Origin of the sequence: Pseudomonas cavernicola (assembly GCF_003596405.1) — a bacterium.
GTDB lineage: Bacteria > Pseudomonadota > Gammaproteobacteria > Pseudomonadales > Pseudomonadaceae > Aquipseudomonas > Aquipseudomonas cavernicola.
This window is the reverse complement of sequence record NZ_QYUR01000002.1, coordinates 2,742,491-2,763,829: the sequence shown is the minus strand read 5'-3', so window position 1 is coordinate 2,763,829 and position 21,339 is coordinate 2,742,491. Positions and strand designations below refer to the sequence as shown.

Below are 21,339 nucleotides of genomic sequence, written 5' to 3'. Positions count from 1 at the left end.
ACGAGCGTGACCCACATGGAGATGGGAAATGCGGCCAGCCGCGGCCCACAGCCGGGTTATGCCGGGGCGTATTCATGCAACTGCCGCTCGGCCTCGGCCAGTCGGGCCCTGGCCTTGGTCAGGGTATCCGCATCGGCCCCGCTGCGGCGTTCCAGTTTGTTCACTTCGGCGCGGGCATAGGCCAGTTCGGTCTTGAGTGCGCGCAGGCGAACATCGACCGGCTGCTTGTCGATCCGCACCAGCTCCGGCGGCGGCTTGCCGCTGGCTTCCTCGGCCGCGTGCAGCGCCTGCTCGGCGTCACTCAGGGCGGCACGCAGGCGCACCAGTTCGGCTTCCTCGGCACCATTGCGCTCGGCGCTTTTCAACTCGGTACGACGGACGGCGAGGGCGATTTTGGCTTTTTTCAGCGCGGCCTCATCAGTGCCGGCGGGCGCTGTCGATGAGGCCGCTTGCAGGGCCGCCTGCACTGCGACGGCGGCTGTGCGCAGCTCGGCGACCTGGGCCTCGAGCGCTGGCGTACCATGGGTCGCCAGTTGCTTTTCGGCCTTGCTTAGCGCGACCTGGGCCATGGCGGCCTCGATCTTCAAGCGTTTCTGCTGGTCGGTCAGGGTGCCGGCTGCGGCTTTCTGCGCCTTGACCCGCTCGATCGCCGCTTGAATGGGGTCAGTCGCTACCGCGGTTTGCTGCAATTGGGGCTGCGCCACGCGCTCGGCGCGGGCCTGCCGTTCTGCCTGTTTGCGCGCTTCCTCCCGCTCCAGGCGGGCCTGGTGGGTTTCGAAGCGTTGGCGGAACTGGTCGGCGCGCTCGCGTTGGGCCTTAGCCTCGGGCTCGGGCAGCGGCAGGATATCGATGCAGTCCACCGGGCAGGGCGCGACGCAGAGTTCGCAGCCGGTACATTCGTCGATTATCACCGTGTGCATCTGCTTGGCCGCGCCGACTATGGCATCTACCGGGCAGGCCTGGATGCACTTGGTGCAACCGATGCACTCGGCCTCGCGGATAAAGGCAATCTGCGGCGGAATCGGCGGGATTTCAGGCGCTAGCACCGGCACATCCAACAGTTCGGCCAGCGCCTGGATGGTCGCCACGCCACCGGGCGGGCATTTGTTGATCGCCTCGCCCTCGGCGATCGCCCGGGCGTAGGGTTTGCAGCCGGGGTGCCCGCACTTGCCGCACTGAGTCTGCGGCAGCAGCGCGTCTATGGCTTGGATGCGGATCAGGTCGCTCATGGTGCACCCAGCCCGTTGAAGCCCATGCCGTTGAAACCGAGAAAAGCCAGGCCCATCAGGCCGGCGCCGATCAAGGCGATGGATGCGCCTTTGAAAGGCACCGGTACATCGGCCTGTTCGATGCGCTCCAGGAGGTCGCTGAATAGCGTCAGCGCCAGCCAGAAGCCCAAACCGCCACCGAAACCAAGGGCCAGAGCCTGGGCAAAGCTTGCTGCCGGCTGGCTGGCCAACAGCATCGCGCCCAGTGCCGCGCCGTTACCGAGCAGCAGCGGCCAGAGTCCGCCCTGGGGCAGTTGCGGGCGCAGGCGAGCCAAGACCCTTAGGCTCAGCCAGGCGAGCAGCGCCAGCAGCGGCAGGAAAGTAAAAAGTCGCAGGTGGGTGAGTTCGAGTGGTTCCAACAGCAAGCTTTGCAGCAACCATGCCAGCGGCGTGGCGAGCAGGATCAGCAGAGCACTGGCCGGGCCCAGCAGCCGCACTCGCGCAGCCCGCAACGCATCGGCACCGGCGGGCAACGTGAGGAAGAGGTTGTTGACCAGTGCTGCGCCGATCAAGGCGAGGAAGAGTTCGGTCATGACCGTACGCAGAACCCGCTGAATGAGATGGGTGAATTATCGGCGATGGGTCGAGAAAGTGGTAATCGGCCGACGCTAGCTGTAGGCGTGAGCTCTGTTCGCGATTAGCGACAATCGCGAGGCGGCAGCCGTTCCCTACGGCTTGCCGCATTTCCCACATCCATGTGGGTCACAAGCTCGTTCCTACGAAAAGCCGGTTTACTTGACCCGCTGTCCTGGCTTGGCGCCGTTGTCCGGGCTGAGCAGGTAGATTTCCTCGCCGCCAGGGCCGGCGGCCATGACCATGCCTTCGCTCATGCCGAAACGCATTTTACGCGGCTTGAGGTTGGCGACCATCACGGTCAGGCGGCCTTCCAGTTGGGCCGGGTCCTTGTAGGCGCTCTTGATGCCGGCGAACACGTTGCGTTGTTCGTCGCCGATATCCAGGGTCAGGCGCAGCAGCTTGTCGGCACCGTCCACGTGCTCGGCCTTGACGATCAACGCCACGCGCAGGTCGACGGCGGCGAAGGTGTCGTACTCGATTTCAGCTGCCAGCGGGTCTTTCGCCAGTTCGCCATTGCCGCTGGGTGCTGCTTCAGCTGCGGCCAGGTCTTCTTTCGACGCTTCGGTCATGGCGGCGACGGCGCTGGCGTCGATCCGGGTCATCAGCGGCTGGAAGGCGTTCAGCTGGTGGTTGGCCAGCAGGGTTTTATGGTCGTCCCAGGTCAGCGGGGCGACATTGAGGAACGCCTCCGCATCGGCAGCCAGGTTCGGCAGCACCGGCTTGAGGAAGATCACCAACTGGCGGAACAGGTTGATGCCCTGGGCGCAGACGGCGTGCACTTCATCCTGCTTACCGTCCTGTTTGGCCAGGGACCATGGCGCCTTGTCGGCGATCCAGGCGTTGGCACGGTCGGCCAGGCCCATGATCTCGCGCATGGCGCGGGCAAAGTCGCGAGTCTCATAGGCGTCGCCGATGCTCGGGGCGGCCGCGAGGAAGGCTTCGGTCAGCTCTGGCGCAGCATTGGCATCGACCAGTACACCGGCGTTGCCCTTATGGATAAAGCCGGCGCAACGGCTGGCAATGTTGACGACCTTGCCGACCAGGTCGGAGTTGACCTTCTGCACGAAGTCTTCGAGGTTCAGGTCCAGGTCATCGACGCCACGGCTGAGCTTGGCCGCGTAGTAGTAGCGCAGGTATTCCGGCGACAGGTGATCCAGGTAGGTACGGGCCTTGATAAAGGTGCCGCGAGACTTGGACATTTTTTGCCCGTTCACGGTCAGGTAACCGTGCACGTTGATCCCGGTCGGTTTGCGGTAGCCCGCGCCTTCGAGCATCGCCGGCCAGAACAGGGCGTGGAAGTTGACGATGTCCTTGCCGATGAAGTGGTACAGCTCGGCCTTGGAATCCTTGGCCCAGTACGCGTCGAAATCCAGCTCCGGGCGACGTGCGCAAAGGTTCTTGAAACTGGCCATATAGCCGATCGGGGCATCCAGCCAAACGTAGAAGTACTTGCCCGGCTCACCGGGAATCTCGAAGCCGAAGTACGGCGCATCGCGGGAGATGTCCCACTCCTGCAGGCCGGAATCCAGCCATTCGGCGATCTTGTTCGCCACGGCGTCTTGCAGGGTGCCGCTGCGGGTCCAGCTTTTCAGCATGGCGTCGAAGTCAGGCAGCTTGAAGAAGAAATGCTGCGACTCCTTGAGCACCGGGGTGGCGCCGGAGATCGCCGATTTCGGATCTTTCAGGTCGGTGGGGGCATAAGTGGCGCCGCATTTCTCGCAGTTGTCGCCGTACTGGTCTTCGGTGCCGCATTTCGGGCAGGTGCCCTTGATGAAGCGGTCGGCCAGGAACATCTGTTTTTCCGGGTCGAAATACTGGGTGATCGCACGGGTGGCGATATGCCCGGCATCGCGCAAGCGGGTGTAGATCAGGCTCGACAGCTCGCGGTTTTCTTCCGAGTGGGTCGAGTGGAAGTTGTCGAAGTTCACCAGGAAGCTGGCGAAGTCGGCGCTGTGCTCGGCTTTGACGTTGTCGATCAACTGTTCCGGGGTGATCCCTTCCTTCTCGGCGCGAAGCATGATCGCCGAGCCATGGGCGTCGTCCGCGCAGACATACACGCATTGGTTGCCTCGGTGCTTCTGAAAGCGCACCCAGATATCGGTCTGGATGTACTCGAGCATATGGCCAAGGTGAATGGAGCCGTTGGCATAGGGCAGGGCGCTGGTGACGAGAATCTTGCGGGGCTCGGACATGGGGCTCGGCTACTGATCTGAGTGAAACGGAGGTCGGCCACTATAAAGGCCCGGCGGTTTTTTTTCATCCGTAGAGGCTTGCTGGCCCGGCATTGGAAAAGTACAGAGCCATCAGAAGAGCGAGGAGGTAGGTTGGCGCTGAGCCGAAGGCGATGCCCAACAACCGGCCTGCGAGGCCGGGCTTTCATGTTCGAAACCGTGCAAAGGGAGCCGCGGACGGCTCCTTGTTGGGCATCGTTACGCTCAGCACCAACCTACACCAGCGTTCGAGAAGGCAGCGCTACACAAGCCAGGGCTGACTTATGCGCGAACGGGGCGCCTGGAGTAGGATAGCGCCCATCTGTTTTACGCCTGCCAGGATTTCCTTATGTCCACGATTACCCGCCAAGCAGTGGAAGCCGCACTGCGCCAGTACACCGACCCACATTTGAACCAGGACCCGGTCAGCGCTGGCTGTGTGCGCGATATAACTATTAACGGCGACCAAGTCAGTGTGCGGTTGGAGTTGGGGTATGCCGCCGGTCTGTTCAAAAGCGGCTGGGCGCAGATGCTCTCCATGGCTCTGGAAAACCTCGATGGCATCGCCAAAGCCACGGTGCAGATCGACTCTGTCATCACCCCGCACAAGGCCCAGGCTCAAGTACCAGGGTTGGCCAACGTGAAAAACGTGATTGCCGTGGCCTCCGGCAAAGGGGGGGTCGGCAAGTCCACCACGGCAGCCAATCTGGCGCTGGCGCTGGCCCGTGAAGGTGCCAAGGTCGGTATTCTGGATGCGGATATCTATGGCCCAAGTCAGGGCATCATGTTCGGCATCCCGGAAGGCACCCGCCCGCAGGTCAAGGACCAGAAATGGTTTGTGCCGATCAAGGCGCATGGCGTCGAAGTCATGTCGATGGCCTTCCTCACGGATGACAACACCCCCATGGTCTGGCGCGGGCCGATGGTTTCCGGGGCCTTGATCCAACTGGTGACCCAGACTGCCTGGGGCGATCTGGACTATCTGGTCGTCGACATGCCGCCCGGCACCGGTGATATCCAGTTGACCTTGGCGCAAAAAGTGCCGGTGGCCGGCGCAGTGATCGTCACCACCCCGCAGGACCTGGCCCTGCTGGATGCACGCAAGGGCATAGAGATGTTCCGCAAGGTCAACATCCCGGTACTCGGTGTGGTCGAGAACATGGCCGTGCACATCTGCTCCAACTGTGGGCATGCCGAGCACCTGTTCGGCGAGGGCGGCGGCAAGAAGCTGGCGGCGCAGTACGACGTGGATCTGCTGGCCTCCTTGCCGTTGTCGATGGCCATCCGCATGCAATCCGATGGCGGCAAGCCGACCACCATTGCCGATCCGGAGAGTCAGATCGCCATGCTGTACCAGGAAGCTGCGCGCTGCGTCGGCGCGCGCATCGCCCAGAGCGAACGGAGCGCAGCGGCGATGCCGAATATCAGCATCAGCGACGACTGAGGCGTATAGCCCTTCTCCCGTCGGGATAAGGTGCCCGTCAGGGCGGATGAGGGGCGCAGCGGATTGCAATCGATCTACTGCGAATTTCCCTCACCCCCGACGCTCTCCTTGAAGGGAGAGCAAGAACCCAGACCTTTGCCCGCTGCCTTACCTCCCGGTAAGATGCGCTCACTTTTTCACCAATTGCAATTCAGGACACCCCGCCATGAGCATCAAATCGGATAAGTGGATTCGCCGCATGGCCCAAGAGCACGGCATGATCGAACCCTTCGTCGAGCGCCAAGTGCGCGGTGAAGGTGCTGAGCGGCTGATCTCCTACGGGGTGTCCAGCTACGGTTATGACGTGCGTTGTGCTGACGAATTCAAGGTGTTCACCAACATCAACTCGGCCACCGTCGACCCGAAAAACTTCGATGAGAAGAGCTTCGTCGACGTCAAAAGTGACGTCTGCATCATCCCACCAAACTCCTTCGCCCTGGCGCGCACCGTGGAGTTTTTCCGGATTCCGCGCAACGTGCTGACCATCTGTCTGGGCAAAAGCACCTACGCCCGTTGCGGCATCATCGTTAACGTGACGCCGCTGGAGCCAGAGTGGGAAGGCCACGTCACCCTGGAGTTCTCCAACACCACCACATTGCCGGCGAAGATCTACGCCAACGAAGGTGTGGCGCAGATGTTGTTCTTCGAATCCGATGAAGTCTGTGAAGTGTCTTATAAGGATCGCGGCGGCAAGTACCAGGGCCAGCTGGGCGTTACGCTGCCGAAGGCGTAAAAGCGCGGTAGGGGGTTCGATTTGAATAAGAAACGCCGGGCGAATGCCCGGTTTTTTTATGGTGCGCCAGGCATGGCGCGTAGCGCCGTGACTGGCGCTGTCTGGCTCACTGTGGTGGTGAGCTGGATGACTTGGAGGTGGAAGTCCTCTACACACCCGGCAAGGGGAAGTGTTAGCTGAAGGCAAGGGTGTCGCGGGCGACTGCGAATCTGAAGGAAGCCGAAGGCAAACTGCTGGCCTGACGAACAGGAAGCGGATTAGGCGGCGTAGCAGGGTGAGGTAGCCATAATTGCCAAAGCCCGATACTTGCACGGAACGCTACGACGTATATCCGACAGGCATAAGCAGGAAGGTCGCGCGAATTACCCTGGGAGATCTGTTCGCCTGCCATGTGCTACCGGCATCGTGAGGTGACGGGATGGGCGAGCAGAAGTCAGCCGAGGCCGTAGTAGTTGCTCGGAACCGGAGCAATGAAGGGCTGAACCTGCCATGAGCGGATAGTCAGGTGTGCTCTCTGAGCGGGTCGCAGGCACAAGCTCCCTTATACGGAGGCCTGGACAATCAGGAGGTAGGGGCCGGAAGTCCCGAGAGCCTGTCCGGGTGCTTAGACTACGCGGGCGACACATCGAACGAAACCAAGCTCGCTGATGCAGTTTGTCAGTAGGCAGGAACCGCCGTATACGGAACCGTACGTACGGTGGTGTGGGAGGACGGCGGGGGTGACCCCGCCTCCTACCCGATGGCGCTTACAGCCCCGGCGCTTGGTGACAGGGCTTTCCTCGCGTCTGTCGTGAGACGGCTGTGGAGGCCGCAGAGGCCTGTGCAGCAAACGCCAGGCAAAAAAATAGGCGCCTAATTTGGCGCCCGGAGAATCAAACGATGCATAGGTTCTGAGTGGCCTATGCCGGGAAAGTTCAAAGTTGATGCAATTTAGCCATCATCGACTTCATTGAGCGTTGCTTTCGGCTGCCGTTAATCGGCTTTCGCACGGGCAAAAGAAAGGCACCCGAAGGTGCCCTAAAAATGATCTATGGAGTAAGTCCACTTACTCAGAGCGATCCGCTGAGGGATTAGTTCAGCGGCGGTCGACGAACGGTCATCATTTGCCTGGTGTCAGCAGCAGGCGCTTGCTGCCGTAGGTTTTCTCCAGGTTCTGCGACTGGAACGGGAAGCTCATGTATTGACCCTTCAGCCAGGCGTCGATGCCGTCGGCGTAGTGCGGGCTGGCCGGGTTGCCGGATTGGCCGGAGCTATTCACCCCGATCATTGGTTCTGCGCGGCCGAAGTCGACGACGATGCGCATGGCCGGGATCAACCAGGTGTCGAAGGCTTCACCCCAGTGGTAGGCCGAGACGTTCAAGGTGGTGTGATCGCCGCCGGCCGGGTAAGGGCCGCGGTCGAGGTAGCCCTTGATCGCATTGATTCTGGCACTGTCGCGGCCACTCAGGTATTTCGCCATCTGGGTGGTTTCGGTGGCCCAGGTGTAGCTGTGCAGTTTGCCCCACTGCCAGGCGTTGCGGTCCGCCCCGAGGTTGGCTTCGCAGAAGCTCACGGCGGCGACCAGACTGCGGGCGAGGATGGCTGGTTTGTCTTCCTTTTGTGCGGTTTTCAGGTCATCCCAGAATGGGCTGTCCTCACGGCCGAGCAGATGGTCGGCCTGGGCCGAGTAGGAGAGGTCGGCGGTTTCGACTAGCGCTTGCCAGGCTGGGCTGGTTTCCGGGCCCGTTTCGTCGAGGAAGGTCTGTCGCGCGCTTTCCTGCAGGAAGGCCTCATACAGCGCAGCATCCGCAGAGTTGGCGGTCAGCGCGCCGTCGAAGGCCATCAGTCGGCTATAGGCTTCGCGGGCTTTCGCGCGCTCGGCAGCAGGCAGTGCGTCGATGGCTTTTTTCAGTGGTTGGGCCATGCCGGGCCCCTCGAACATGCTTTGCAGCTTGCCGACGAACAGCGATTTTTGGTCGTACTGCATGGCGATCATGCTTTGGCTGTCGTGTTTGCCGCTGCCGGCCAGTTGCGCAATCCGCTCGGCACGTTCCGGGTAATACCAGGAGTTGGACAGCTGCATGCCATAGCCGCGCGGCACACTGCGGTGGTTGGCGGTGCCGAGCCAGCCTTGCGGCGGATCCTGATCGTAGGGGTGGAGCATCGGGTCGGCGTAGCCATCCCAGTCATATTGGCCATCCCAGCCGGGCGAGGGCAGCAAGCCGACGCCAGCGCGGCGATTGGGGTAGCGTCCGGTGACCTGCCAGCCGATGTGCTGGGCATCGGCGAACACCAGGTTCAAGGGGATGGCACGGATCTCCCGGGTGGCCTCGAAGGCCTGCTCGACCGATTGCGCGCGGGACAGGTTGAAGAAGGCATCGAGAGTTTTATCGCCCTCCAATTGCGCGCTTTGCAGCGCCAGACCGTAGCCGCTGGTCAACTGCATGGGTTGCAGCAGGTGCTTACGTTCACCGAGCACGCTGTTTAACAGCGGGCCGTGGCGAGTTTCGAAGATGGTTTCGCGAACCGGGCGCTGGCCTTTGATAAAGAAGGTTTCCTGACGTTCGCGCGTCGGCTGCCATTTGCCGTCAGCCTGGTAATAGAGCCGGCTGCCCTGGCGTTTGATCTGCTCTAGGAACAGGTCCTGGCTATCACCCATGACCATGGTCATGCCCCAGGCCAGCTTGCCGTTGAAGCCAGCGACCACGGCCGGGACGCCAGCGATGGAGACGCCGGCGGCCTGGAATTTCGGCGCGCGGATTTGCACGAAGTTCCAGGCCGAGGGCATGGAAATCGGCAGATGTGTGTCGTTGGCCAGCAGGCTCTTGCCACTGCGGCTACGTTGTGGGGCGATGGCCCAGTTATTCGACGCCGCGACACCGAGCATGTCGAGTTTGGCGATCTGGCTGGCGGCGTTGTTGACGGCACTGAGACCTTGGATCTGCCCGCTGAGGGCCAGCCCCTTGAGTTTCTCTGCTTCTTCGAACGGCAGCGGTTCGTCCGGGTAGCTCGGGACCAACCAGCCAAGCTTGTCGGCACCGACTTTCTGCGCCAGCACCAGGGAAGCGATTTCTTCCTGCAGGTTCACCGCCAAGCCGAAGTTCATCAGGCAGAACACCAGCACCGAGTCTTCCGGCTTCCAATAGGCCGGCTTGTAGCCAGACTCGGCCAGATCCATTGGCAGTTTGTCCTGATAACGGAACAGGTAGGCGTTGACCCCACGGGCATAGACCTCGAAGAACTTCTTCAACCGCGGCGAGGCATTTTTGTAGAGCACTTCGGCGCTTTGCTTGAGGTTCACCGCACGCATGAAACGGTCGATCTCCAGCGCGCCGGGGCCGACCATCTCGGCCAGGCGTCCTTCGGCCATCAGGCGCATGCCAACCATCTGGCTCAGGCGGTCGCTGGCATGCACATAGCCAAGGGCGAACAGCGCGTCATGGAAGGTAGTGGTTTCGATCAGCGGCATGCCGAGGGCGTTGCGGCGGATCGATACACTTTGCGCCAGGCCTTTCACCGGCTGGATGCCTGAGGTGGGCGGCAGGCTGTCGGCATAGTGGCGGTTCAGCCAATTCTGGCAACCGCTCAGGCTGACCATGGCGGTTAGCGCGGCGGCGGCAGCGAAACGGGGAAGGAAGCGCTGAAAGGCTGGCGAGGCCATGGCGTGAAGCTCCTGCGGGGGGGATGGCATTGGGCAGGCGCTACGTTAGTGAGGCGTCCGTTGCGGCGCAAGCGGCGACGGACGTGCTGTGCAGCTTTATTGCCAGTTTATTTCTTGGCCGCGGCCGGATTGACCTGTTCCACCAGTGCGTAAGTGCGCTCAGTGGCTGGGCGCGCTTGAATCGCCGCGAACCAGCGCTTGATGTTGGGGAAGTCGTCGAGGTTCTGTTCCTGCCACTGGTGCGGGACGATCCAGGGGTAGATCGCCATATCGGCGATGCTGTAGTCGGCACCGGCAACGAACGTACGATCAGCCAGGCGCTTATCCAGTACGCCATACAAGCGGGCGGTTTCTTCCACGTAGCGCTTGATCGCGTAAGGGATTTTCTCTGGGGCGAAGCGGTTGAAGTGGTGGTTTTGCCCTGCCATCGGGCCCAGACCGCCCATTTGCCAGAACAGCCACTGCAGGCATTCCTGGCGGCCGCGCAGGTCGGAGGGGATGAATTGCCCAATCTTCTCCGCGAGATAGAGCAGGATCGCGCCCGACTCGAACAACGCTAGCGGTTCGCTGTCATCGGCCGGTTGTTGGTCGATGATGGCGGGAATCTTGTTGTTCGGCGAAATCTTCAGGTAATCCGCCTGGAATTGCTCGTTCTGGCTGATGTTGATCGGGTGTAGGCGGTAGGGCAGGCCCGCCTCTTCCAAAAACAGGCTGATTTTGTGGCCGTTAGGCGTGGTCCAGTAATACAGATCGATCATCGAGATATCTCCGCACGGTCGGATCGCCGCAGACACGGACGAGGTGTGTTTGACTGGTCTGGAATAAGTTGTCTCAGTTCGCCGCATAAACCAACAGGCCCGCATTCAGCGGGCCTGGAGGACGATCTGGCGGTGGATTAGGCGCCGTGGCACTTCTTGAATTTTTTCGCGCTGCCGCAGGGGCAGGGATCATTCCGGCCGACGTCTTTCAGTGCATTGCGTACCGGCTCTTGGTGGCCGTGGTTGCAGTCTGGGCCATGCACGTGGCCGTGATGATGATCGTGGTCGTGGTGGCAGTCAGGACCATGGACATGGGGTTCTTGGCTCATGAAGCATTACTCCGGAATAAAATCGCCGGGAATTATCTCGCCATTTCGCTTCAGGTGCACGCTGCGTCCGAACAGCAGGCCGGTTTTCACCTCGCCTTGCAAGCGATAGCGAATGGGTTGGTCGGGTTGCTCCAGTAACTTGACGATGCTTTTCAGCTGGCGCCAGAGGTTGGTGCGCACTGGTACCTCGAACACCTGGTGGCCATTGGCGGGTACGGTGAACCAGACGTCGGACTCGCCTTCGGCCAGCTTCAGTTCGTTCAAATACACGCTGTAGTCCAGGCCGCGCACAGGCAAGCTCTCGGAGTTGGGGTTGTCGATGCGAAAGCGCAGGACAAACTGTTGCTCCAGCAGCTTGGCTTTGATGACATCAACTTTGATGAGGCGGACATCCGGGTCCTTAAAGTCACCTGTCAGCCAGGTGGAACATCCTGCGAGGCCCGAAAACAGGCCAAAAAACATCAATAGGCTGATAATTTTTATCGTTTGCGCCTGGTGCAGCATTCCAACACTCCATTTGACGGCTCAGTGTGTAACAAGCAACTGCTTGGCTGCAACTTGTTGTTTATGGGAAAAAACCTACGCCATACTGAGGGCTGACTCGGACAGGAGTGTGACCATGAGCCGCTACGAGATCGCCTTTTCCGGGCAGGTGGTGCCAGGTGCCCAGCTGGAGCTGGTCAAGGCCAATCTGGCTAAGCTGTTCCAGGCGGATGCCCAGCGCATCGCCTTGCTGTTTTCCGGACGCCGGTTGGTGATCAAGAACAACCTGGATGCCGCCGCTGCCGAGAAGTATCGGGCGACTCTGGAGCGTGCCGGCGCGTTGGTGGATGTGCAATCCATGGATGTCGAGATCGAAGAAGTCGAGTTGGCACCGCCGCCGTCTTACCAGGCTGCGCCAGCTGTTGCCACCGCCGAGCCTCGTCGGCTGGTTGTGGCGCCGCGCGATGAATACATGGCGGCTTTCGTCGATGTCGAGGCGCCGGACTTCGGCATTGCCCCGCTGGGTGTCGATCTGCAGGATGACAAGCCTGAGCCGGTTGCGCCGCGGGTCGATTTGTCTCAGTTCAGTCTGGCTCCGGCGGGGAGTGACATGGGGCAGATCAAACCTGGCCCCGCGGGCCCACCGCCGGACACTTCGCATCTGAAACTGCAGGAATAAAACAGCGAGGCCCACATCTGTGGGCTTCGCTGTTTCTGCTCAGTGAAGGTCCGTGCGCCGTGCGGACATCAGCCGCTTACATGAACCCTGCGCAACACTTCTTGAACTTCAACCCGCTTGCGCAGGGGCAGGGATCATTGCGCCCAGCCTTGAGCGGTACGGTGGAGTCGATGAAGTACCAGCGGCCGCTGTTTTGCACGAAGCCCGAATGTTCCCGATGAGAGTGTTCGCCGCTGCTGTCGTGCCAGCGGGCAGTGAAGGTGACGAAGGCATGCTCGGGCTGGCCACCGTGCACTTCGGCGCTTTCCACCTCGAGGCCGAGCCAGGTGCTTTGTGCGCTCCAGGCCTGCATGGCTGCGCAATCCAACTCGGCCTGCTGGGCGGGTAGAGTGGTCGCCACCAGATAGTCGATCAGACCCAGCACATAGGCGCTGTAGCGCGAGCGCATGAGGGTCTCGGCGCTCGGCGCTGGCGTGCCGGCGTGGTAACGCCCGCAGCATTCGTCCAAGTGGTTGCCACTGCCACAGGGGCAGGCCGCCGGCATGCGGCTTACCACCAGTATTTGCCGAAGTTTTGCGGATTGGCCCAGAACTTGGCATTCAGCCAGTCGGGGACCTGTTTGTATTCGCGCAGATCGTAGGTGAACAAGGTCAACGTCTGTTCTCCACGTTGGAAACGTTCACTGGCTTGCAGGGCCATGGCGAAGAAATCGGTGTCTTGCCAGCCACAGGCGCTGAGGTCGACCAGTACTGCCAGGCGGCTGGCATTGAGGTTACGAATGCCGCCGAGCAATTCCAGGCCGGTGCGTTTGGGCAGGTGCTCCAGGCAGTCGGCGATCAGTGCCAGGTCGAAGCGCTGGGCGGCCAGGTCAGCCGGGAGTGGGCCGGCCGCCGCGTGGGCGAGTTGGCTATCCGGGTGCGCGTCTTGAAAGGCCGCCAGTGCGGGCAGATCGCTGGCACCGACTAGCAACAAGCGGTTTGGTGCATAGCGATCAAGCAGGGCCGCCAACGCTTGCTGCGGGGTACGCGAAGAAAAACTGTCAGTCATCGAAAATCCTCGATCAAGTCTGAGGAGACTAGCGCGGTGTAGCAATACGGCCTAGTCCTGGCGGATTTTAAAAGTGCCGTCTTTACTTCCAGAGAGTCGGTTTGGGCCGATCCTATGAGGAGACTTTGCATATGAGCATCACAAGGACCGCATTACCCCTGATTTTGGTGACTAGTGTTTTGACCGGATGCGCCGGCGTGCAAAAGACCGACTGGCCAGTTTGCGCGGCAGTCGGGGGCGTGACTGGCGCCGCATTGGGCGCCATCGAGAGCAGTTCCTGGGCAGGTTGGGGCACGCTGGTTGGTGCAGGCACCGCTGCGGCCTATTGCTGGGTGCATGGTGCGGGCGAGGAAGTGGCTGTCGTCGAGGAAGTGGTTGTCGTCGAGGAAGTGCCGGAGCCTGCCGCACCGGTGCGCGTCGAGTTGGACGTGAAGTTCGACTTCGACAAGTCGAAAGTCAAAGAAGAAAGCTACGGCGACATCAAGAGTCTGGCTGACTTCATGAACCAGTACCCAGCCACTTCCACAACTGTTGAAGGTCACACTGACTCCGTCGGTACCGACGCTTACAACCAGAAGCTGTCCGAGCGTCGTGCAAACGCTGTTCGTGAAGTTCTGGTTAACCAGTACGGTGTAGGCGGCGAGCGAGTTGACTCTGTCGGTTACGGCGAGTCCAGACCGGTTGCGGATAACGCTACCTCTGAAGGCCGGGCCATAAACCGTCGCGTAGAGGCGGAGGTCGAATCCAAGCCGTAACCCGCGGCCCGCGCCTCGTTTGGGTAGCCCACCTGCTTGGGGTATAGCTTGTGCACCGCAGTGTGCGGGTCTTTACTCCTGAGTTACCGGTATTCGCCGGTGACTCAGGAGATTCCCACCATGAGAACCCTACTCTCACGGGTTGCGGTACCCCTTCTTCTGGTCAGCAGTGTTCTTTCTGGTTGCGTCTCGACTTCCAGCACGGGAGATGCGGTGCTTAACCAAGGGAACTGGCCCATTTGTAGTGTGATTGGCGGCTTGGCCGGTGGCGGTCTGGGCGCAATCGAAAGTTCAGCCTGGGCAGCCGGCGGTGCTGCGATCGGTGCGTTGACGGGCGGCTTGATCTGCTATGCACAAGACGGTGACGACGATGCTGATGGGGTCTTCGACCGCCGCGATACCTGCCCGAACACCCCGGCCAACAATGCAGTAGATAGCAAGGGTTGCCCACCCCGGCAGTACCCGGTTGAAGCACAAGCGCCAGCTCCAGCTGCGCAGGACGAGGTGATCGTGCTGAGTGATCTGGGCAATGTGCTGTTTGCCTTCGATTCAGCTGAGCTGACTGCGCAAGCTAAGGATTTGCTGGCGGATGTCAGTAATCGTTTGACCAGTGCCAATCTGGTTGGCGTCAAGGTTGCCGGGCATACCGATAGTGCCGGTTCGGCGGCTTACAACCAAGGCCTTTCAGAGCGTCGGGCGCAAAGTGTGGCGGATTTCCTGGTCAGCCAGGGGGTGCCGGCCAATAAGCTCACGACCGTCGGTTACGGGGAAAGCCAGGCTGTGGCAGACAATGCGACTGACGCAGGGCGTGCGCAAAATCGTCGGGTCGAGTTGCACGTCGATCGCTAGTGCTGAAGAGCGCGAACAAAATGGGGGCCTGCTGGCCCCCGTAGTTTTTTCGGGGGCGCTAGTCTCTGTTACCTCGAAGCAGTTAAGGTGCGGCAAAGCCACAAAATAATAAGCAGGGTGCGCAATGAAGATGTTTCTGAGGCTGGGTAAGTTATTGGCCGGGCTGTTTTGGCCGATAGTGCTGGTCAATTTGTTGAGCCCGTTCGCAAAACCTTTCGATCTACTGCTTTATGTCCTCGGTGGAGTGATTCTGCTGGCGCATCTGATTGAGTTGAGCCTATTTAACTTCCGCCTCAAAGATCGTCCACAACCTTGGCGGGATCGCTTGCAGGTGCTGTTGTTCGGGGGCTTTCACTTGTTCGGCTTGCCGCAGCCGGCGCTGAAGAAGGAGACTCGGCATGCGTAGCCTTTGTTTGTTCGTAGCGCTGTGCAGCCCGTTGGCGCAGGCAGAAACGCTGGTCAGGGTGGAACCCAATTCACTGCTGCGCTTGCCGACCACAACCAGCGTGCTGTTGCTGGATCGGCTGGAAGTCGCCGATTACGGCACTTTGTTGATTCCCTCGAGCCTGAATGAAATCCGTGTCGGCGAATTATGCCTAGGACGTGACGCACGCATCGCGATTGCGCCGAGCGCGCAGGCGTTCCGTTTGGAGGTGGCACGTGCTGAGCTCGGCGCCGGCAGCCATATCAATGCCCGTGGTGCCACGGGTACCCAACAGCAGCCGGCAACGGCTGGGCGCAATCTGAGCATACGCCTGGAGAATGTCACGCTTGCGGAGCTGACCCTGGATGCGCGTGGCGGTGTAGGGGCGCCGGGCTATCGTGGCTTGGATGGCGCTGATGGTGACTCGGCGGGTTGTGCCTGGGGCCAAGCCAGCCGTGGCTATGACGGACAAAACGGTGGCAATGGCCAGAACGGCGCGGCCGGTGGACAGGTACGGCTGGAGGTGCCGGAGGAGTTTCCAGCGCAACTGCTGCATGTGCGCTTGGATGGCGGTGCTGGCGGCGTAGCGGGGAAGGCCGGTAGTGGCGGTGCGGGTGGCGCGGGCAGTTTCAATCTGGTGCGTTTCGGCCAGGAGCCCAGCAAGTAACTACGGTACAAGAGCGTAGGCTGGGTAGAGCCATTTTATGGCGAAACCCAGCGATGCTGACGCTGGGTTTCGCTGTGCTCTACCCAGCCTACGGCCCGTCTCTGCCTTAGAAGCTCGGCCGGGCGGCGGCAATTGCCACCAGCGTCAAGCCAAGTAGCAGGTTGAAGCCTACCAAGCGGCGAATGCGGCCCAGTACCGCGCCACCGGCCGGCCAATCCTGTGCTGTCAGTGCGCGGCGCAGCTCCGGTAGTTGCAGGGCCTGCACGCGAATGAACAGCGCGACCATGGCGATATATAGCCCCATCATGATCTGCACATAACGCGGCGCCGTCTCGAAACCGCCAAAGCGCAAGTGCATCATGCCGACTCCACTGATCGGCAAGACCAGCACCGCCAACCAGACCCAGACGAAGAAGCGACGAAATACGTCGGCCCATAGTTTCAGCCGAGCGGGTGCCTCGAGCACGCTAACTGCGGCAGGACGCAGAATCATCCAAGCGAAGAACATGCCGCCGACCCAGATCAGGCTGGCCAACACATGCAGGGCGTAGACAAAAGCAAAAGCGGTCATTCAGTAATCTCCGGTCGGCGGTTGGTGAAACGCGCGCTATCATAGCCGCCCGGTTAAACTACTGAAAATTTATCCAGCCTTTTGGCGCCCGCAGAATCCATGCTCAGTACCGAACTCAAGTCCCAGATCCAGGGCGCCTACTCCCGCTTTCTCGAAGCCAAAAGCCTTAAGCCGCGTTATGGTCAGCGTTTGATGATCGCTGAAATTGCCAAGGTGCTAGGGGCAATCACGGTCGATGACGAAGGCCGGCGTGACAGTGAGCCGGCGGTAGTGGCGGTAGAAGCCGGTACCGGTACCGGCAAAACAGTGGCCTACAGCCTGGCGACTATTCCAATCGCCAAGGCTGCCGGTAAGCGTCTGGTTATCGCTACCGCCACGGTTGCCTTGCAAGAGCAGATCGTCTTCAAGGATTTGCCGGAGGTGATGCGCAACAGTGGGCTGAACTTCAGCTTTGCCCTGGCCAAGGGGCGCGGGCGTTACCTGTGCTTGTCCAAGCTCGATATGCTGCTGCAGGAAGGCGAGGCGCAGAGCGCGACCGCCCAGCTGTTCGCCGAGGAGGGGTTCAAGATCGACGTGGATGAGGGCAGTCAAAAGCTCTTCACCCAAATGGTCGAAAAGCTCGCCGGGAACAAGTGGGACGGCGACCGCGACAGCTGGTCGGAGGCCTTGGAGGACGCCGACTGGGCGCGCCTGACCACCGATCACAGCCAGTGTACCAACCGGCATTGCCCGAACTTCCAGCAGTGCGCCTTCTATAAAGCGCGCGAGGGTATGAGCAAGGTCGATGTGATCGTCACCAACCACGATATGGTGCTGGCGGACTTGGCCCTGGGGGGCGGCGCCGTGCTGCCAGACCCGCGCGAGACGCTGTATGTGTTCGACGAGGGCCACCACCTGCCGGACAAAGCCATCGGCCACTTCGCCCACTACACGCGTCTGCGCGCGACCGCCGACTGGCTGGAGCAGACCGCGAAGAATCTCAGCAAACTGCTGGCGCAGCACCCGCTGCCAGGCGATCTCGGTCGTTTGATCGAGCAGGTGCCTGAGCTGGCGCGCGAAGTGCGCACGCAGCAGCAATTCATGTTCAACGCTTGTGAGCAACTGGCCGATTTCAAGGCCGGCGAAGACATGGAAGGCCGCGAGCGCCCGCGTCATCGCTTCGTCGGTGGCTTGGTGCCGGAGCACTTGTGGGAGATGGGTATCGAGCTGAAGAAGGGCTTTTCACGCCTGACCGACGTCTTCACCCGCCTCACCGAATTGCTCAAGGAAGCCATGGATGGCGAGGCTGCCATCGGCATCGCCAGTCACCAGGCGGAAGAATGGTATCCGCTGTTCGGCAGCCTGCTGGCGCGCGCCCAGGGCAACTGGGAGCTGTGGACCGCCTTCTGCGTCGAGGACCCGGAGGACAGCCCGCCGATGGCCCGTTGGCTGACCCTGGCCGAGAGCGGCGCGCTGTTCGATATCGAGGTTAACGCCAGCCCGATCCTGGCGGCGGAAACCCTACGGCGTAATCTGTGGAATGTCGCCTACGGCGCCCTGGTGACTTCCGCGACCCTGACCGCGCTGGGCACCTTCGATCGTTACCGGATGCGCGCCGGTCTGCCGAAAGTGGCGGTCACTGCCGTGGTGCCGAGCCCCTTCCATCACGCCGATGCCGGGGTGTTGCGGGTCCCGGACCTGAAGGCCGACCCACGGGATGCCGCCGCCCACACCGCGGCGATCATCCGCGAGCTGCCGCAGTTGGTCGAAGGCTCGCGCGGCACCCTGGTGCTGTTCTCCTCGCGCAAACAGATGCAGGAAGTCTTCGATGGCCTGGAGCGCGATTGGCGCAAACGGGTGTTCATCCAGGGCAACCTGTCCAAGCAGGAGACCCTGAACAAGCACAAGGCGCGAGTCGACGGCGGCGAGTCCAGCGTGCTGTTCGGCCTGGCCAGCTTCGCCGAAGGGGTCGATTTGCCCGGTGCCTACTGCGAGCACGTGGTCATCGCTAAAATTCCCTTTGCCGTGCCGGATGATCCGGTGGAAGCGGCCCTCTCCGAATGGATCGAGGCACGCGGCGGCAACCCCTTTATGGAAATCGCCGTACCGGATGCGTCGCTGCGTCTGGTCCAGGCCTGCGGTCGTCTGCTGCGCACCGAAGAAGATCGCGGCACCATTACTCTGTTGGATCGGCGGGTGGTCACGCAACGTTACGGCAAGGCGATTCTGAATGCCTTGCCGCCGTTTCGCCGGGAAATTGCATAAGGCACGGGCCTGCTTGGCATCATTTCGCAAGCCCGTTGTCTATTGGCTGGTTGTTTAGGAGAGCCTGTCACATGATTCGCCGTTCACTGCCTACTGTTTTCGCGCTGTTGTTTGCCACGCCGTCGTTTGCCGCGCCGGCCGAGCAACAGACGCTGTTCAACTTTGTTAGCCCTACCGATGTGGTGCAGGTGACGACGCAAAATGCCAACTTGCCGGCCTTGACCGCCGAACTCGGGGCCGACAGCGAGCCTCTGCGGCGGGTCACCTTCAACCCGAGCGACAACCCGAGCCTGCGGCTGACGCCGCAGAATGGCCAGTGGGATTGGTCGCAAGCGGATGTCATGAGTTTGCGCATCCAGAGTGCGATGGACTGGGCGCTGACCCTCGACGTGCGTATCGAGAGCAGTGACGGCAAGACCCTGACCAGCCGTATCGCGCTGCCAGCCGGGCCGGCGCAGACCTTGCTGGTGCCGCTGCACGCCACTTCGCCTAGAGCCCAGGGCATGCGTGCCGGTCCACCGATGCCATGGACGAATAATGGCCAGCGCCTATTGCTGGCCAGTACCGTCGAAGGTGAGCTGGACGCCAGCAAGGTCACCGCCGTCAGCCTCTCTCTGAGCCATCCGGATGCCGCGCAAAGCATCCTGTTGGGGCGTTTTGGCGTGCGTACAGGCGACGATACGGAGCAGGTGTTATTTACCGGCATCGTCGATGCCTATGGTCAGTACAGCCGCGGCCAGTGGCCGGAAAAGGTCAGCAGCGATGCGCAGCTGAACGCCGCTGCGGCGAAGGAAAAGACCCAACTGCAAGGTTGGCTGGCCAAACGACCGAAACAGGATCAGTTCGGGGGGCTGCTAGGCGGCCCGGAGTTCGAGGCCAAGGGCTTCTTCCGTACTGAAAAGCGTGACGACCGCTGGTATTTGGTCACCCCTGAGGGCCATCCGTTCTATTCCCTCGGCGTCAACGCGGTGAGTACCGAGCACAGCGCAACGTACGTGGAAGGCCGCGAGGCTATGTTCAGTGCGTTACCAAAGGACGGTGAGCTGCTGGCCGCGTATTACGGCAACAGCAATCACCATAGCGATACCGGTGCGGCCAAAGGGCGCAACTTCGATCACGGCCGTTGGTTCGACTTCTATAGCGCTAACCTGCAGCGCACCTACTCCGAACAGAAATGCGCCGAAGAGGCCACGACGCCGACTGCTCCAGTCGCCGCTGCGGTTGAAGATGTCATCACCGAGCAATCCCCAGTAGCTCCGGAGCCAGCTGCGCTCGCACCTGCTGTGGCAGCCAAAGCCGCGCCGTGCCTGACCAAGAGCTTCGATCTCGAACGCTGGACCAGCCATTCGCTGGATCGTCTGCAGGCCTGGGGTTTCAATACCATCGGCAACTGGAGCGAGCCGGCGCTGCGCGACGAGAAGCGTGTGCCCTATACCGTTCCCCTGTCGATCAGCGGCGATTACAAAACCATCAGCACCGGCCTGGACTGGTGGGGCGGCATGCCCGACCCCTTCGACCCGCGCTTTGCCATGGCCACTGAGCGCGCGGTGGCGATTGCTGCCCGCGACCATCGCGACGATCCCTGGCTGCTGGGCTTTTTCGCCGACAATGAATTGGGTTGGGCCGGCCCTGGTGACGACCCCAAGGCGCGCTATGCGCTGGCCTATGGCACGTTGCGGTTGACCACCGACGTGCCGGCGAAACGGGCCTTCCTCAAACTACTGCGCGATAAATACCGAAACCAGCAGGGCCTGTCTAAAGCCTGGGGTATCGAACTGGCGGCGTGGGAATTGATGGAGGATCCGGGTTTCGAGGCACCCCTGCCGAACCCCGAGCACCCGGCTATCGAGCAGGACTTCCAGCGTTTCCAGCGCCTGTTTGCCGACACCTACTTCAAGACCATCGCCGATGCACTCAACTGGCACGCGCCTAACCACCTGTTGCTCGGTGGGCGTTTTGCCGCCAGCACCCCGGAGGCAGTGGCTTCCTGCGCGCAGTATTGCGATGTGTTGAGCTTCAACTTCTACACCCGCGAGCCGCAGCAGGGGTATGACTTCGCCGCCTTACGAGAGCTGGATAAGCCGCTGCTGGTGGCTGAGTTCCACTTCGGCTCGCGCGATCGTGGGCCGTTCTGGGGCGGGGTGGCTGAGGTCTACAAAGAGGAAGAGCGCGGCCCGGCCTATGCGCATTTCCTGCAGCGGGCGTTGGCTGAGCCTTCCATTGTCGGTTTGCACTGGTTCCAGTATCTCGATCAGCCGGTAACCGGCCGCCTGCTCGACGGTGAAAATGGCCACTTGGGCTTGGTCGGAATTACCGACCGGCCGTTCCAGGGCTTTGTCGAGGCGGTACGCAAGGCCAACCTGCAAGTCGGCAAGACCCTGTTGGCGCCGCCAGCCAAAGCGCCTGAAGCGACTGCTGCACTCGCCAAGCCTGCAGCGGCGGCAAAGCCGGTAGAAAAGCCCGCACCGGCCCAGCCCGAGAACAATCCCGAGCCACAACCGGCTAAGCCATAGGTCTCCATTCGCGACGCCGAGCCTGCCTTTGGGCGGGTTCACAACGGCGTCGCTGGCTGGAACAATGCGACCACTTCGCTGACGCTCTTATCGTTGAACATCTCGGCGTC

General features: G+C 61.4%; 18 protein-coding genes and 1 pseudogene. 9 read left to right on the top strand and 10 right to left on the bottom strand.

Features of this window, described 5'->3' with window-relative positions; genetic code table 11:
• Positions 1-56: 56 nt before the first annotated feature.
• The 3 genes from D3879_RS13170 to metG form a co-directional block, all read right to left on the bottom strand.
• A complete protein-coding gene (locus D3879_RS13170; RefSeq protein WP_119954969.1) occupies positions 57-1,220 on the bottom strand; it encodes an RnfABCDGE type electron transport complex subunit B in 1,164 nt (387 codons plus the stop codon).
• 5 nt (positions 1,221-1,225) lie between these two features.
• Positions 1,226-1,801 (bottom strand): Rnf-Nqr domain containing protein, encoded by a 576-nt coding sequence (locus D3879_RS13165; protein WP_119954668.1) that lies wholly within the window; start codon positions 1,799-1,801, stop codon positions 1,226-1,228.
• A gap of 198 nt (positions 1,802-1,999) precedes the next feature.
• Positions 2,000-4,036 (bottom strand): methionine--tRNA ligase, encoded by a 2,037-nt coding sequence (gene metG / locus D3879_RS13160; protein ID WP_119954667.1) that lies wholly within the window; start codon positions 4,034-4,036, stop codon positions 2,000-2,002.
• Positions 4,037-4,403: 367 nt separating this feature from the next.
• Here metG and apbC point away from each other — a divergent pair, with 367 nt between their 5' ends.
• Both apbC and dcd read left to right on the top strand, forming a co-directional pair.
• Complete coding sequence (gene apbC, locus D3879_RS13155; RefSeq protein WP_119954666.1) at positions 4,404-5,498, top strand: iron-sulfur cluster carrier protein ApbC; 1,095 nt, start codon at positions 4,404-4,406, stop codon at positions 5,496-5,498.
• A gap of 205 nt (positions 5,499-5,703) precedes the next feature.
• Positions 5,704-6,270 carry a dCTP deaminase gene (dcd, locus tag D3879_RS13150; protein WP_119954665.1) on the top strand — a complete coding sequence of 189 codons (567 nt, stop codon included), beginning with the start codon at positions 5,704-5,706 and terminating at the stop codon, positions 6,268-6,270.
• 1,099 nt (positions 6,271-7,369) lie between these two features.
• Here dcd and D3879_RS13140 read toward each other — a convergent pair.
• From D3879_RS13140 to D3879_RS13125, 4 genes are all read right to left on the bottom strand, one after another.
• Positions 7,370-9,910: a penicillin acylase family protein gene (locus D3879_RS13140; protein WP_119954663.1), complete on the bottom strand. Its 2,541-nt coding sequence runs from the start codon at positions 9,908-9,910 to the stop codon at positions 7,370-7,372.
• Positions 9,911-10,017: 107 nt separating this feature from the next.
• A complete protein-coding gene (locus tag D3879_RS13135; protein ID WP_119954662.1) occupies positions 10,018-10,668 on the bottom strand; it encodes a glutathione binding-like protein in 651 nt (216 codons plus the stop codon).
• 137 nt (positions 10,669-10,805) lie between these two features.
• Positions 10,806-10,997 carry an SEC-C metal-binding domain-containing protein gene (locus tag D3879_RS13130; protein WP_119954661.1) on the bottom strand — a complete coding sequence of 64 codons (192 nt, stop codon included), beginning with the start codon at positions 10,995-10,997 and terminating at the stop codon, positions 10,806-10,808.
• A gap of 6 nt (positions 10,998-11,003) precedes the next feature.
• Positions 11,004-11,501: an LEA/WHy family protein gene (locus D3879_RS13125; RefSeq protein ID WP_119954660.1), complete on the bottom strand. Its 498-nt coding sequence runs from the start codon at positions 11,499-11,501 to the stop codon at positions 11,004-11,006.
• A 115-nt stretch (positions 11,502-11,616) separates the two neighbouring features.
• Here D3879_RS13125 and D3879_RS13120 point away from each other — a divergent pair, with 115 nt between their 5' ends.
• On the top strand, positions 11,617-12,159 hold the full coding sequence (locus D3879_RS13120; protein ID WP_119954659.1) for a hypothetical protein: 543 nt from the start codon (positions 11,617-11,619) through the stop codon (positions 12,157-12,159).
• Between the two features lie 76 nt (positions 12,160-12,235).
• Here the strand turns inward: D3879_RS13120 and D3879_RS13115 are convergent, their stop codons facing one another.
• Both D3879_RS13115 and D3879_RS13110 read right to left on the bottom strand, forming a co-directional pair.
• On the bottom strand, positions 12,236-12,703 hold the full coding sequence (locus D3879_RS13115; RefSeq protein WP_119954658.1) for a YchJ family protein: 468 nt from the start codon (positions 12,701-12,703) through the stop codon (positions 12,236-12,238).
• A 5-nt stretch (positions 12,704-12,708) separates the two neighbouring features.
• Positions 12,709-13,206 carry a DUF6231 family protein gene (locus D3879_RS13110; protein ID WP_119954657.1) on the bottom strand — a complete coding sequence of 166 codons (498 nt, stop codon included), beginning with the start codon at positions 13,204-13,206 and terminating at the stop codon, positions 12,709-12,711.
• Positions 13,207-13,598: 392 nt separating this feature from the next.
• On the opposite strand from D3879_RS13110, the pseudogene D3879_RS27050 reads away from it, so the two are divergent.
• The 4 genes and pseudogenes from D3879_RS27050 to D3879_RS13090 all read left to right on the top strand — a co-directional run.
• Positions 13,599-13,961: pseudogene (locus tag D3879_RS27050) on the top strand (OmpA family protein); the annotation flags it as partial.
• Positions 13,962-14,081: 120 nt separating this feature from the next.
• Positions 14,082-14,810, top strand: a complete 729-nt coding sequence (locus D3879_RS13100; RefSeq protein ID WP_119954655.1) for a PA1041 family peptidoglycan-binding anchor lipoprotein — start codon at positions 14,082-14,084, stop codon at positions 14,808-14,810.
• Between the two features lie 124 nt (positions 14,811-14,934).
• A complete protein-coding gene (locus tag D3879_RS13095; RefSeq protein WP_119954654.1) occupies positions 14,935-15,216 on the top strand; it encodes a DUF1145 domain-containing protein in 282 nt (93 codons plus the stop codon).
• Complete coding sequence (locus D3879_RS13090) at positions 15,209-15,901, top strand: collagen-like protein (protein WP_119954653.1); 693 nt, start codon at positions 15,209-15,211, stop codon at positions 15,899-15,901. Before D3879_RS13095 ends, D3879_RS13090 begins: the two co-directional genes overlap by 8 nt.
• Positions 15,902-16,007: 106 nt before the next feature.
• On the opposite strand, the gene D3879_RS13085 is transcribed toward D3879_RS13090, so the two are convergent.
• Positions 16,008-16,472, bottom strand: coding sequence for a CopD family protein (locus D3879_RS13085; RefSeq protein ID WP_119954652.1), 465 nt, complete (start codon positions 16,470-16,472; stop codon positions 16,008-16,010).
• 99 nt (positions 16,473-16,571) lie between these two features.
• On the opposite strand from D3879_RS13085, the gene dinG reads away from it, so the two are divergent.
• Positions 16,572-18,716, top strand: coding sequence for an ATP-dependent DNA helicase DinG (gene dinG / locus D3879_RS13080; RefSeq protein ID WP_119954651.1), 2,145 nt, complete (start codon positions 16,572-16,574; stop codon positions 18,714-18,716).
• 71 nt (positions 18,717-18,787) lie between these two features.
• Positions 18,788-21,229 (top strand): beta-galactosidase, encoded by a 2,442-nt coding sequence (locus tag D3879_RS13075; RefSeq protein WP_119954650.1) that lies wholly within the window; start codon positions 18,788-18,790, stop codon positions 21,227-21,229.
• Positions 21,230-21,339 lie beyond the last annotated feature (110 nt).